This window comes from Streptomyces sp. S063 (assembly GCF_002832675.1).
Classification (GTDB): Bacteria; Actinomycetota; Actinomycetes; order Streptomycetales; family Streptomycetaceae; genus Streptomyces; species Streptomyces sindenensis.
In genome coordinates this window covers 2,920,615-2,933,362 of sequence record NZ_CP021707.1, presented here as the reverse complement: position 1 = coordinate 2,933,362, position 12,748 = coordinate 2,920,615, and the positions used below count along the sequence as shown (strand labels likewise).

General features: G+C 72.1%; 10 protein-coding genes and 1 pseudogene. 7 read left to right on the top strand and 4 right to left on the bottom strand.

The features are described 5' to 3' along the window. The first annotated feature begins 27 nt into the window (after positions 1 to 27). Complete coding sequence (locus CCZ36_RS13230) at positions 28 to 222, top strand: hypothetical protein (protein WP_069740305.1); 195 nt, start codon at positions 28 to 30, stop codon at positions 220 to 222. Between the two features lie 140 nt (positions 223 to 362). On the opposite strand, the gene CCZ36_RS13225 is transcribed toward CCZ36_RS13230, so the two are convergent. Together CCZ36_RS13225 and CCZ36_RS13220 are read right to left on the bottom strand one after the other, a co-directional pair. Continuing rightward, complete coding sequence (locus CCZ36_RS13225) at positions 363 to 1,472, bottom strand: aromatic ring-hydroxylating oxygenase subunit alpha (protein WP_128817716.1); 1,110 nt, start codon at positions 1,470 to 1,472, stop codon at positions 363 to 365. Between the two features lie 127 nt (positions 1,473 to 1,599). Further along, positions 1,600 to 5,004: a S41 family peptidase gene (locus CCZ36_RS13220; RefSeq protein ID WP_069740306.1), complete on the bottom strand. Its 3,405-nt coding sequence runs from the start codon at positions 5,002 to 5,004 to the stop codon at positions 1,600 to 1,602. Between the two features lie 170 nt (positions 5,005 to 5,174). On the opposite strand from CCZ36_RS13220, the gene CCZ36_RS13215 reads away from it, so the two are divergent. Continuing rightward, positions 5,175 to 5,747: a TetR/AcrR family transcriptional regulator gene (locus CCZ36_RS13215; protein WP_032767179.1), complete on the top strand. Its 573-nt coding sequence runs from the start codon at positions 5,175 to 5,177 to the stop codon at positions 5,745 to 5,747. A 125-nt stretch (positions 5,748 to 5,872) separates the two neighbouring features. Further along, positions 5,873 to 8,122, top strand: a complete 2,250-nt coding sequence (locus CCZ36_RS13210; protein ID WP_128817715.1) for an MMPL family transporter — start codon at positions 5,873 to 5,875, stop codon at positions 8,120 to 8,122. A 205-nt stretch (positions 8,123 to 8,327) separates the two neighbouring features. Here the strand turns inward: CCZ36_RS13210 and CCZ36_RS13205 are convergent, their stop codons facing one another. Then, the gene (locus CCZ36_RS13205) at positions 8,328 to 8,762 is read right to left on the bottom strand and encodes an SsgA family sporulation/cell division regulator (protein ID WP_128817714.1); all 435 of its coding nucleotides are present in this window, start codon (positions 8,760 to 8,762) and stop codon (positions 8,328 to 8,330) included. A gap of 415 nt (positions 8,763 to 9,177) precedes the next feature. On the opposite strand from CCZ36_RS13205, the pseudogene CCZ36_RS13200 reads away from it, so the two are divergent. The 4 genes and pseudogenes from CCZ36_RS13200 to CCZ36_RS13185 all read left to right on the top strand — a co-directional run. Further along, positions 9,178 to 9,516 (top strand): annotated as a pseudogene (locus CCZ36_RS13200) (hypothetical protein); the annotation flags it as partial. 196 nt (positions 9,517 to 9,712) lie between these two features. Continuing rightward, positions 9,713 to 10,879 carry a serine hydrolase domain-containing protein gene (locus CCZ36_RS13195; protein ID WP_069740317.1) on the top strand — a complete coding sequence of 389 codons (1,167 nt, stop codon included), beginning with the start codon at positions 9,713 to 9,715 and terminating at the stop codon, positions 10,877 to 10,879. Then, positions 10,876 to 11,670 (top strand): SDR family NAD(P)-dependent oxidoreductase, encoded by a 795-nt coding sequence (locus CCZ36_RS13190; protein ID WP_128817713.1) that lies wholly within the window; start codon positions 10,876 to 10,878, stop codon positions 11,668 to 11,670. Before CCZ36_RS13195 ends, CCZ36_RS13190 begins: the two co-directional genes overlap by 4 nt. A 42-nt stretch (positions 11,671 to 11,712) precedes the next feature. Beyond that, positions 11,713 to 12,180, top strand: coding sequence for a GNAT family N-acetyltransferase (locus CCZ36_RS13185; protein WP_069740310.1), 468 nt, complete (start codon positions 11,713 to 11,715; stop codon positions 12,178 to 12,180). A 38-nt stretch (positions 12,181 to 12,218) separates the two neighbouring features. On the opposite strand, the gene CCZ36_RS13180 is transcribed toward CCZ36_RS13185, so the two are convergent. Continuing rightward, the gene (locus CCZ36_RS13180) at positions 12,219 to 12,662 is read right to left on the bottom strand and encodes a GNAT family N-acetyltransferase (protein ID WP_069740311.1); all 444 of its coding nucleotides are present in this window, start codon (positions 12,660 to 12,662) and stop codon (positions 12,219 to 12,221) included. Between the last annotated feature and the right edge of the window lie 86 nt (positions 12,663 to 12,748).

The window sequence follows — 12,748 nt, the reverse complement described above, 5'->3', positions numbered from 1 at the left end:
CCCACGCATACCGCAGGAGTGAACAGCATGGGTATCGCAGACCAGTTCAAGGACAAGGCGCAGGAGCTCAGCGACCAGGCCAAGCAGAAGGCCGGCCAGGGCAAGGACCAGGCCAAGGAGCGCGGCCGGCAGGACCGCGACCAGCGGTCGGACTCCTCCTCGGGCATGAAGGACCGTGCCCAGGACGCCGCGGACCAGGCGCGCGAGCGTTTTGACCGTTGACGGTCGTTGAGGTGTGACGCGTACGTGCTGCGGTCAGCGCGTGCGTACGCGTCGCGTCAGGAGGCGCACCCGGGTGACCGGGTGCGCCTCCTCCTTGTGCGCGGCGTCAGCCCCCCGGGCCGCGGGTCAAGAGGGCGTCCTCAATCGCCGGACGGGCTGGAAACGGGTACGCCGTTGGCGCGCAGGACGTCGCGGACGTCCAGGATCAGGGCGAAGACCTCGTGGTTGCGGTCCTCGCCCTGCTCGTCCCACGCCCGCTGCTCGGCCTCGACGGCCATGCGGTCCTCCGCGAAGACCCGTTCGGTGAAGTGCCGGATGAACGGCCAGGCCACGCTCAGCGCGGCCGGAATCCTCGGCTTCTCGATCATGAGCAGCCCGTACGCGTGGCAGACGCGCTGCTCCGCGTCCTCGGGGACGTACACCGCCCAGAGGCGCAGCGCCGGGTGGTCGGCCTTCTCCGGGACCAGGTCCAGCGTCTGGTAGGGGTACTCGGTGCGAATCGTCATGACGTCGCTGGAGGGCCGGCCGCCCAGGCCCTCGGCGGCGAGCAGGCTCGCGCTGCGGTTGCGCTTGCCGCCGGTGTGGGTGAACAGATAGCGGGCCTCCACCGAGGCCGGGCCGCTCTCGTACCCCAGCAGCTTGGGCTGGAGCCTGCCGACCACGCCCCGGTGGAGGAACTGGTGGTTCATGTCGAGCAGGTTCTCGTGCAGGAACGAGTAGTGGCAGCGCACGGTCCGGGAGAACGTCATCGTCCTGTACCGCGGCGAGGCGAAGGCCGGCACGTCGGGCAGCGGGGTGACCGCCGCCTTCTCCGGGTCGCCCGGGAAGACGAACACCAGGCCGTACTCCTCGCGCACCGGGTAGGCGCGCACGCCGCGCGGCGGCCGGGCGTCGCCCTTGGCGAGGTAGGGGATCTGCGAGATGCGGCCGTCGCCCCGGTAGGCCCAGGCGTGGTAGCAGCAGCGGAGCGTCTCGCCGTCCACGACGCCCATGCTCAGCGGCACCTGCCGGTGGGCGCACCGGTCCTCCAGCGCGTGGACGGCACCGCTCCGGGCGCGGTAGAGCGCGATGCGCTCCCCGGCGAACACGGCCGCGGCCACCCCTTCCTTCCGTACGCTCCGGGAGAGGGCGACCGGGTACCAGAAGTCCGGGTTGGCCCCGATCCGCCGCAGGTCGGGCGGGGCGGGGGCGAGGTCGGGGGCTTCCCCGGGCCGGCCGCGTGCGATCCGGTCCGAGCGGTTCTCGGTCATGCTTCTCCCTCGTCCGTGGGCAGCCCCTTCCATCGTGTCGGCCGCGCGCGGAGGAGCGCCCGCCCGGCACGCCCGGACGGGGGCTCACTACGCACGCACGGGGTATCGACGGCCGGTTGAGCGGCCGTCACCTCGGCGGCAGCGGCGGCCTGCGCAGGTCGGGTGCCGTGTCGTACGACGGGGGCGTCGCCGCCGGGTGGGCCGCCAGCAGGTCCAGCGCCAGGCGGACCGCGTCGTCCAGGACCGCGTACCGGCCCTCCGCCCAGTCCAGCGGGGTGCGCAGGGCTTCCACGTCCGGCTCCACTCCGTGGTTCTCCACCGACCAGCCGTACGTGTCGAACCAGGCGGCGTTCATCGGCACCGTGATCGACGTGCCGTCGCCGAGCCGGTGGCGTCCGGTCATGCCGACCACCCCGCCCCAGGTGCGCTGGCCCACCACCGGCCCCATCTTCAGCAGCCGGAACGCGGCGGTGATCATGTCGCCGTCCGAGGAGGTCGCCTCGTCCGCCAGGGCCACGACCGGGCCGCGCGGCGCGTTGGAGGCGTAACTGACCGCCTGCGCGTTACGGGTCAGGTCCCAGCCGAGGATCGTGCGGGTGAGCTTCTCCACGACCAGCTCGCTGATGTGGCCGCCCGCGTTTCCCCGTACGTCCACGATGAGCGCGGGCCGGGCCACCTCCAGGCGCAGGTCCCGGTTGAACTGGGCCCAGCCGGAGCCGCCCAGGTCCGGGATGTGCAGATAGCCGCACTTGCCGCCGCTCAACTCCCGTACGACCTCACGGCGTTTGGCCACCCAGTCCTGGTAGCGCAGCGGGCGCTCGTCGACCAACGGCATGATCGCCACCCGGCGGGACGGGCCGCCGCCCGCCGGGGTGAAGGTCAGCTCCACCGTGGTGCCGCCCGCCGCCGTCAGCAGCGGGTACGGGCCCGCCACCGGGTCCACCGGCCGGCCGTCGACATGGGTGAGGACCGCGCCCTCCCTGATCCCCGTACCGGCCAGCGGTGAACGCGCCTTGGAGTCCGAGGAGTCGCCGGGCAGGATGCGCTGGATGGTCCACGCGCCGTCCCGGCAGACCAGGTTGGCGCCCAGCAGGCCGATCGCCCGCTGGTAGTGCGGCGGGCCCTCGTTGCGGCGGGCGGGGGAGACGTACGCGTGGGAGGTGCCCAGCTCGCCCAGCACCTCGCGCAGCAGATCCGCGAACTCGTCGGGGGACGCGACCCGTTCGACCAGCGGGCGGTACTGGTCCAGCACCCCGTCCCAGTCGATGCCGCACATGTCCGGTTCCCAGAAGTAGTCCCGGATGATCCGGCCCGCTTCCCCGTACGCCTGCCGCCACTCAGCGCCCGGGTCGACCTCGTGCAGGATGCGGCGCAGGTCGAGGTAGACCGTGGTGTCGCCGTCGCCGGGCTCGGTGGCGGGGACGGCGCGCAGTTCACCGTCGTCCATCACGACGAGGCGCGAGGAGTCGCCGCTGACCGCGAACCAGTCGAGGTGGTCGACCAGTTCGGTCCTGCGGGCCTTCGCGATGTTGAAGTGCTCCAGGGTGGGCCGCCCCGACATGTCGGCCGGGTTGGCGAACGTCTCGCCCAGCGCTCCCGAGATCGGCCAGCGCAGCCAGACCAGACCGCCGCCGCTCACCGGGGCGAGCGCCGAGTACTTGGAGGCGGAGACCGGGAACGGCGTCACCCGGCTCTCCAGCCCCTCGAACTCGACCATGACCGTCGACCCCTCCGACGTACCCCCGTCCGGCACGTCCACGGGGTCGAGGCCGCCCGCCGCCGGGCGGCCGTCCGGCGAGAGCGCGAAGGGGGAGGGGGTCGCCGAGGAGAGCGGGACCAGGTAGGGGCGGCAGCCGAGCGGGAAGGACAGGTCGCCGGTGTGGACGTCGTACACCGGGTCGAAGCCGCGCCAGGACAGGAACGCCAGATAGCGGCCGTCCTCCGTGAAGACCGGGTTCTCGTCCTCGAAGCGGCCGTTGGTGACGTCCACGATGACCGGCGCGCCGGGGCCGGAGATCCGGGCCAGCTTGATCTGCCGCAGCGAGCGGCCGACGCCCGGGTGCGACCAGGTCAGCCAGTCGCCGTCGGGGGAGAAGGCCAGATCGCGGACCGGGCCGTTGACCGAGCGGATCAGCTCGGTGAGCCCGGGGTGCTCGTCGACCGGCACGGCGCTGTCCGGGGTCGCCGCGCCGGTGGCCGCGTGGAGGTCGGCGCGGGTCGAGCCGCTGGGGGCCTTCTCCACGGGCTCCACGGGCTCCAGGGTTTCCAGGGGCTCCGCCTCCGCGTCTCCCGTGTCCAGGAGCAGCAGCCGGCCGTCGTTGGAGGCGATGGCCAGGCGCTTCCCGTCCGGGTCGGAGACCATTTCCTGGACCCGGCCCAGCAGCCCGGTGGCCAGCCTGCGCGGCGGCCGGTCGCCGCTGGCGCGCGGCAGATAGGCGATCTCGACCGCGTCCGGGCCCTCCGCGTCGGTGACGTACGCGACCTGACCGCCGCTGCCGAGCATCTCCGGCAGCCGCACCCGTACGCCCGGGGTGTCGGCGATGGTGCGGGCGGGGCCGTCGCGGTGGGTGAGCCAGTAGAGGCTGCCGCGTACGGTGACGGCGCTGGCCCGGCCCGTCTCGTCGACGGAGAGGGAGTCGACGTTGCTGGCGGCGGGCACCTGGTGGACGCGCCGGCCGGTGCGCGGGCCGCCGAGGCGTACCTCCAGCTTGCGCGGGGTGGCGTCGGGCGACTCCAGGTCCTCGACGAGCCACAGCTCGCCCGCGCACTGGTAGATCACCCGGTGCCCGTCGCTGGAGGCGTTGCGGGCGTAGAAGGCGTCGTGGTCGGTGTGGCGGCGCAGGTCGGTGCCGTCCGTCCGGCAGGAGTAGAGGTTGCCGACGCCCTCGTGGTCGGAGAGGAACGCGATGCGGCGGCCGACGAACATCGGGTTGGCGAGGTGCCCGTCGATGTCCGGGAGCAGCCGTTCGCCGTGCAGCCACAGGCGGCCCATGGCCCCGCCCCGGTAGCGCTTCCAGGCGGCCGGTTCGTGCGGGGGAGTGCCGGTGAGCAGCAGGGTGCGGCGCTCGCCGTCGATGTCGGCGACCGCGATGTCGGAGACCGGGCCCCAGGGGAGCCTGCCGCCGGGGCTGCCGTCGGTGGGGACGCTGTAGGCCCAGGAGAAGTACGAGAACGGCTGGTTGTGCGAGGAGACGGCGAGGATCTGGCAGGCCTCGCCAGGATCGGGGCTCCAGCCGCAGACCCGGGCGTCCGTCGAGCCCCAGTAGGTGAGCCGGCGCGCCGGGCCGCCGTCCACCGGGGCGAGGTGGATCTCGGGGTCCAGGGTCCGCCAGGTCGTGTAGGCGATGGAGGTGCCGTCGGGTGAGAAGCGCGGATGGCTGACCCGGGTCCGGTCGACGGTCACCCGCCAGGCTCTTCCGGGCCGGTGCCCCGCGGCGGCGAGGGGGGCGACCCAGAGGTCGTCCTCGGCCGCGAAGCACAGCAAGTCCTGGTGGAGGTGCGGGAAACGGAGATACGCGACGTCGTCACTCACCCCCCAATGTTTTCGGTGCGCGGGGCCCGGGGCAACTTGTGGTGCAGGACACAAGCGAAACGATTTCGTTTCGCTGGCGGCCGGGGGTACGGTTCAGGTGTACGAAACGGTTTCGTTCGATGCTGAGCGAGGCCGCCGGCAGATGAATCGAGCGCGAAGGAGGTCGGCGCATGGCACGCACCAGGCTGACCCCCGAGCGTGAGGGCGAGCTCTACGAGGCCGTCCTCGACCTGCTCCGCGAGGTCGGTTACGACGCCCTGACCATGGACGCCGTCGCCGCCCGTACCCGTTCGAGCAAGGCCACTCTCTACCGCCAGTGGGGCTCCAAGCCCGAGCTGGTCGTGAAGGCGCTGCGGCACGACAAGCCGGTGAGCCTTTCGGATATCGACACCGGTTCGCTGCGCGGTGACTTCCATGCCGCGCTGAGCCGGACCGACGACTGTCAGATGGAGAAGGACGCCGCGCTGATGCGGGGTCTGAGCCATGCCGTCCACGAGAACCCCGAGCTGCTCCAGGCCCTGCGCGAGCTGCTGATCGAACCGGAGATGACCGGTCTCGACCAGCTGCTGCAACGGGCGGTGGACCGGGGCGAGCTGCGTCCGGACAACCCGGCGCTGAAGTACATCCCGCACATGCTGGTCGGCGCGCTGGCCGCCCGGCAGCTGATCGAGGACCGCCCGCTCGACCAGGCGTTCCTCATGGATTACGTGGATGCCGTGATTCTCCCCGCTCTCGGCGTCTGACGTCCCCGCACCACCCACCCGCACGGCCCTCTCCCCGAAGCTCCACCTGACACGCCGCTCTCGTCGTCGGGCTGGTTCCTCACGCCCAATTTCCACTCATACGACCTGACCGGGAGTACGCCCCCGTGGCCACTTTCCTCTACAAGCTCGGACGGCTCACTTTCCGCCGCCGCGGCTTCGTCGCCCTGATCTGGGTGGCGTTGCTGGCGGTCGCCGGAATCAGTGCGGCCACCGCGTCCACCGCCACCTCCAGTTCCTTCTCGATCCCCGGTACGGAGGCGCAGCGCGCCTTCGACCTGCTGGAAGAGCGCAACCCCGGCAACAGCGCCGACGGCGCGACCGCCCGGGTCGTCTTCAAGGCCCCCGAGGGCGAGAAGGTGACCGACGCCGAGAACAAGCGCGAGATCACCGGCATCGTCAAGGAGCTGCGGTCCGGCTCGAAGCAGATCGCCAAGGTCGACGACCCGTTCCAGGTCCAGGCCGTGAGCCAGGACGGTTCGACGGCATACATCTCCGTCTCCTACCAGGTCAACTCCATGGAGCTGACCGACGCGACCCGGGACTCCCTGGAGGACGCGGGCAAGGACGCGCAGAAGAGCGGCATGAAGGTGGAGATCGGCGGCGACGCCCTCCAGGTCATGCCGCACACCGGGACCGCCGAGATCATCGGTGTCGTCATCGCTGCGATCGTCCTCGTCATCACCTTCGGTTCGCTCGTCGCCGCCGGGCTGCCGCTGCTGACCGCGCTCATCGGGGTGGGTATCGGGGTCTCGACGATCACCGCGCTGGCCAACGTCCTGGATCTCGGCTCGACCACCTCGACCCTCGCCATGATGATCGGCCTCGCGGTCGGCATCGACTACGCCCTGTTCATCGTCTCCCGCTACCGCGCCGAACTGGCCGACGGCCGGGACCGCGAGGAAGCCGCCGGGCGGGCCGTCGGCACGGCCGGGTCCGCGGTCGTCTTCGCCGGTCTGACCGTGGTCATCGCCCTGGTGGGCCTCGCCGTCGTCAACATCCCGATGCTGACGAAGATGGGCTTCGCCGCCGCCGGTACGGTCGCGATCGCCGTCGTCATCGCCCTCACCCTCGTCCCGGCCCTGCTGGGCTTCGCCGGCAAGCGGGTCATGGGCCGCAAGGCCCGTAAGGACGCCGAGCGGGGGAACGGCGCCGACCTGACGAAGAGCGCCGGCGCCAAGCCGAACATGGGCACCCGCTGGGCGCGGTTCGTGCTGCGCAGGCCGGTCTGGGTCCTGCTCGTCGGCGTCCTCGGCCTCGGCGTCATCGCCGTACCGGCCGCCTCGCTGGAGATGGGCCTGCCCGACGACGGCGCCCAGCCGAAGTCGACCACGCAGCGCCAGGCGTACGACATGCTCTCGGACGGCTTCGGCCCCGGGTTCAACGGTCCGCTGATGGTCGTCGTCGACACGAAGGACAGCTCCGACGGCAAGGCCGCCGCCGCACGGGTCTCCGAGGAGATCGAGTCCATCGGCGTCGTCGCCGTCGCCCCGGCCCAGTTCAACAAGGCCGGCGACACCGCGACGATCGTGGTCATCCCGAAGGACCGGCCGTCCTCCCACGCCACGGAGGAGGTCGTCCACGACATCCGTGACGCGGGCAGGACCATCAAGGCCGACACCGGGGCCGAGGTCCTGGTCACCGGCGCCACCGCGATGAACATCGACTTCTCGCAGAAGATGAACGATGCCCTGGTGCCCTACCTGGCGCTCGTCGTCGGCCTGGCGTTCCTGCTGCTGATGCTGGTCTTCCGCTCGATCCTCGTCCCGCTGAAGGCGGCCCTGGGCTTCCTGCTCTCGGTGGTCGCGGCCCTCGGTGCGGTCGTCGCGGTCTTCCAGTGGGGCTGGCTCGGCTCGCTCTTCGGTGTCGAGCAGACCGGTCCGATCATGAGCATGATGCCGATCTTCATGGTCGGTGTGGTCTTCGGTCTCGCGATGGACTACGAGGTCTTCCTCGTGACCCGGATGCGCGAGGCGTACGTCCACGGCGAGAGCCCGGGCCAGGCCATCGTGACCGGCTTCAAGCACGGCGCACGGGTGGTCACGGCCGCCGCGGTGATCATGATGGCGGTCTTCGCCGGCTTCATCGGCTCCAGCGAGCAGATGATCAAGATGATCGGCTTCTCGCTCGCCATCGCCGTCCTCTTCGACGCCTTCGTGGTGCGCATGGCGATCGTGCCCGCCGTTCTGGCCCTGCTCGGCCGGAAGGCCTGGTGGCTGCCGCGCTGGCTGGACCGGGCGCTGCCCAACGTGGACGTGGAGGGCGAGAAGCTCCAGCAGCAGCTGACCGACACGTCCGACTCCGCCGGGCCCGGTGACGGCGGCGGCGAGGGGGAGCGTGAGCTCGTCCGCGTCTGACGCGTCCGGACGGTGAAGACTCCGGGGTCCGCGTCTGAGCGGAGCGCGGCCCCGGAAGCGCCGGTTACCTGTGGGGACGGGGACCGGGGCACAGCGAAAGCCCCCGTGCGAGCGGCACGGGGGCTTTCCGCGTTCTCGGCGTTCTCGGCCTTCACCGTGTTCTCAGCGCTCTCAACGCTCTCGGCGTTCTCCGTGCAGCTGCGCCTCAGCCGTGGGCCGGCTGGGTGCCCCGCTCCTGCTCGGCGCTCTTGTCCGGGCGGGTCGTGCGGGACGGCGGCCGGGGTTCGCGGTCCGCGTCCGGTGACGCCGTCGGCGTCTGCGTACGGGTCCGGGCGAGGAACCGGATCAGCGTCCGGATCTCGAACTGGAACACCTCGACCCCGTCCGTCGAATGCAGCTCCACGATCAGCTGCGTACGGCCGCAGGGCCAGACGCGGACGGGGCCGCGCTCGATCGGTGTGCGCAGACCGCGTTCCAGGAGGTCGCGGCCGAACGCCCAGTCGGTGCCGTCGGGCAGTCCTATGTGGACGGTGCGCCGCTCGTCCGCCGGGTCGTAGCGCAGATCGACCGGGACCGGACGGGTGAGAGGGCCATCGGTGATGAGCCGGGCGCGTGCGTGTTCTTCGATCACAGGGGACATAGGCCGGCTCCTCCTATATGTATCGCTCTGCCATCTAATGTCCCATATTTTGCGGAAGTGGCGCGGCGAGCGCGTACGCATCGTGACCGTGGGTGTATCTCAGCTGCCGGGCTTCCGCTCTTGCGTACAGCTCGCAAGAGGGCACTCCTACTGATGGGTTCATGACCCCGCCCGCAGATCCGTGCCCGAGCGGACGCGGACACCGTGCGGAACCGCAGAAAGCGGAGCCTCTGTCATGCATGTACCCGATGGATTCATCGACGCACCTGTCTCCGTCGCCGCCGGAGTGTTCGCGGCCGGCGCGGTAGCCGTCAGCCTTGCGCGGCGCGCCGCGCACTGGATGAACGCACCGCCCCGCTCGCCGGGCTTCTGCCGCGCACCCGCCGGTCCGCGACCGCCTCGGCGTTCGTCGCCGGCCCGCCCGCCGCACCACCTCTCCTTCGGGCAGCGTCGCCGCGTCGCCGTGGCCACCGTCCTCGCGATGGACCCGGAGATCCTCGTCCAACCTGGACCCGCCTCCCGCCGTGAACGGGCCGATATCCCGCGGTCCTTGGACATCACGGCGCTGATGGTCACCCACGATCTGCCGTACGCGCTGGAGCTCTGCCCGCGCGCGGTCATCCTCAGCGAGGGCGTCATCGCCGCCGACGACCGTACGCAGGAACTGCTGCGCGACGAGGGGCTGGTGCGTTCCCACCGGCTGGAGCTGCCGTTCGGCTTCGACCCGGGAGCCGTCGACGTTCCGACACCGTAAACAGATGGTGACAGCCCGGTGGTCACGGAGACCCGCTCCCCGAACACCCCGCCGGGACGTGCACCATGGGGGGATGAGCGGGAGCGCGGGAGTGAGCACGACGGGTACGGGCGCGGAAGCGGAACCCGACACGGGAGCGGAACCCGGCACGGAGGCAGCGGCGACCACGGACGGGACCGTGACCGAGGGCAGGACCGTGGACGTCCGGGGCACGGTGGCCCCCGGGTACGAACCGGTCGCGGACGCCTTCGTCCGGAACTTCGAGCAGCGCGGCGAACGCGGCGCGGCCGTCGCCGTCTACCGTCACGGACGCAAGGTCGTCGACCTGTGGGCCGGTACGAGAGACGTCGACGGCACCGAACCGTGGGCCGTCGACACCGTCCAGATCGTCCGCTCGGCGGGCAAGGGCATCGCCGCCGCCGTCCCACTCCTCCTCCACCAGCGCGGGCAGGTGGACCTGGACGCCCCGGTCTCCACCTACTGGCCGGAGTTCACGGCGAACGGCAAGGAACGCGTCCTCGTCCGCGACCTCCTCGCCCACCGGGCCGGGGTCCCGGCCCTCGACCGCGCCCTCACCCCGGCCGAGGCCGCCGACGGGGTCTCCGGGCCCGCCGCAGTCGCCGCCCAGCGCCCGCAGTGGGAACCCGGCACCGACCACGGCTACCACGCCCAGACCTACAGCTGGCTGATCGGTGAACTGGTCCGCCGCGCCACGGGCCGCACCATCGGCCGCTGGATCGCCGAGGAGATCGCCCGCCCGCTCGGCCTGGACTTCTGGTTCGGGCTCCCCGCCGACGAGGCCCACCGCATCGGCCGCATCGGTCCTGTGGAGCCCCCGGCCGCGGCCGCCGCGTCGGGCGCCCTGCGCGTACGCCCCAAACGCTCCGTCGTCGAGGCCTACCGCGACCCCAAGTCGCTGACCCGGCGCGCGTTCGGCGCGATCGACCCGTTCCCCGACGAGAACGACCCCGCCTACCGCGCGGCCGAACTCCCGGCGTCGGGCGGCATCGCGACCGCCCGGGGCCTGGCCCGCTGCTACGCCGCGATGATCGGCCCGGTGGACGGCCACCGCCGCCTGTTCGCCCCCGCCACGCTCACCCTGGCCCGTACGGAGGAGTCGGCGGGCCCGGACCGGGTGCTGGTCGTCAACACCCGTTTCGGCCTGGGCTACATGCTGCACGGCCCGGCCGCCCCGCTGCTGGGCCCCGGCTCCTTCGGCCACCCGGGCCGCGGCGGCTCCCTCGGCTTCGCCGACCCGGAGTCCGGCATCGCGCTGGGCTACGTCACCAACGGCCTCCAGAAGGGAGTCACCGCCGACCCCCGTGCCCAGGCGCTGGTCAGGGCAGTACGGTCGGCGCTATGACACCTGTGACACCTCCCCGCTTCGACGGCTACAGCATCCTGATCACCGCCGCGGGCCAGGGCATCGGCGCGGCAACGGCCCACCGCCTGGCGGCGGAAGGAGCCTCGGTCCTCGTCACGGACCTGGACGCGAAGCGCGCGTCGGACAAGGCGGCGGCGATCCGCGAGGCGGGCGGCACCGCCGCGTCCCTCGCCTGCGACGTGGCCGACCGGACGGCGGTGGAGGAGGCCGTGGCGTACGCGGTCGAGACCTTCGGCCGGCTCGACGTCCTGGTCAACAACGCGTACGCGGCGAGCGAGGACGCCGAACTCTTCGAGGACGAGCCGGACGAGAGCTGGGAACGCGACCTGGACATCACCCTCTCCGGTCCGTTCCGCTGCGCCCGCGCCGCCCTGCCGCACCTGGTCGCCTCGGGCCGGGGCGCGATCGTCACCATCGGCTCGGTCAACGGCGAACAGGACTTCGGCGGCCACGCGTACAGCGCCGCCAAGGCGGGCCTGGCCAGCCTGACCCGTACGCTCGCGGGCCACGCGGGACCGCGCGGCGTCCGGGTCAACCTGGTCGCCCCCGGCACGATCCGCACGGACGCCTGGGCGGGCCGCGACGCGGAGTTGGCCCGGGCGGCGGCCCTGTACCCGCTGGGCCGGATCGGCACCCCGGAGGACATCGCGTCGGCCGTGGCCTTCCTCGCCTCGTCCGACGCGTCGTGGATCACGGGGACGACGCTGCGGGTGGACGGCGGGATCGTCGCGGTGAACACGGGCTTCCGGCAGGCGATGGCACAGCCGTAAACCCGTTGGTCGCGCACGGCCCGGGCGGCCTAACCTGCGCGGATGATCAACCATGGACACACCGACAGGACCGGCCGCCCCGTCACCCTCCACGAGGTGGACGCGGACAACTGGCGGGCGGTCGCGGACTGCGCGCCCCGCGACGACCAGCGCGACTGGGTCCCCGCCCTGGCCGCCCGCTACCTCGTCCTGAGCAGCCGCGAGGACACCTGGAACTCCCTGGCCGTCCTCGCGGGCGACGAGGTGACCGGCCACATCATGTGGGGCCGGGACGAGGACGGTTCGCACTGGATCGGCGGCATGCTGATCGACGCCGCCCACCAGGGCACGGGCATCGGCCGCGCGGCCGTACACACCCTGGCGGACTGGCTGTCGGCCCGCGAGGCCGGCACCGCCGTACGCCTCTCGTACGCCCCGGAGAACGAGGCGGCCGCCCGCCTGTACACCGCGCTCGGCTTCCGGCCGACGGGGGTGGAGGAGGACGGGGAAGTGGTGGCGGAGCGGACGTAGCGGCGGCGAAGTGAGTGCGCGTCCCGCCCGCCGCGCTTCTACGTCGCCGGGCCGAGCATCATCAGCATCGTCGGGTCGGGCACGGGGGCGAACCCGACCTTGGCGTACAGCTCGTGGGCGTCGAGGGTGGCGAGCAGGGTGCGATTGAGTTCGTACGGGGCCAGGTGGTCGCGGACGGCGGTCGCCAGGCGTATGCCGAGGCCCCGGCCCCGGTGCGCGGGGTCCACGTAGACGTCGCAGAGCCAGGCGAAGGTGGCATGGTCGGTGATGACCCGGGCGTACGCGACCTGCGTCCCCTGGCGGTCGTACACACCGAAGTTGAGCGATCCGCGCAGGGCCCGCTCGACGAGGTCCCGGCTGCGGCCGAGCGCCCAGAAGGCGTCGGTGGAGAGCCAGTGGTGTACGGCGTCGAGGTCGATGCGGTCCGGGTCGGTATCGATCTCGTACGCGTCGTCGTCGGGTTGGGCGCTGGTGGTGGTCATGGGCCGGGATGGTAGTTGCGGAACGGAGATCCGGCCGCCGGAGAAAACGGATGGCGGGGACGAGGTCGTGCGCGGCAGGATGCCCC

Coding starts and splice junctions, on each gene's coding strand:
- CCZ36_RS13180 (WP_069740311.1), bottom strand. CDS start 12,662: ATGACCACCACCAGCGCCCAACCCGACGACGACGCGTACGAGATCGAT.
- CCZ36_RS13225 (WP_128817716.1), bottom strand. CDS start 1,472: ATGACCGAGAACCGCTCGGACCGGATCGCACGCGGCCGGCCCGGGGAA.
- CCZ36_RS13215 (WP_032767179.1), top strand. CDS start 5,175: ATGGCACGCACCAGGCTGACCCCCGAGCGTGAGGGCGAGCTCTACGAG.
- CCZ36_RS13190 (WP_128817713.1), top strand. CDS start 10,876: ATGACACCTGTGACACCTCCCCGCTTCGACGGCTACAGCATCCTGATC.
- CCZ36_RS13230 (WP_069740305.1), top strand. CDS start 28: ATGGGTATCGCAGACCAGTTCAAGGACAAGGCGCAGGAGCTCAGCGAC.
- CCZ36_RS13205 (WP_128817714.1), bottom strand. CDS start 8,762: ATGTCCCCTGTGATCGAAGAACACGCACGCGCCCGGCTCATCACCGAT.
- CCZ36_RS13185 (WP_069740310.1), top strand. CDS start 11,713: ATGATCAACCATGGACACACCGACAGGACCGGCCGCCCCGTCACCCTC.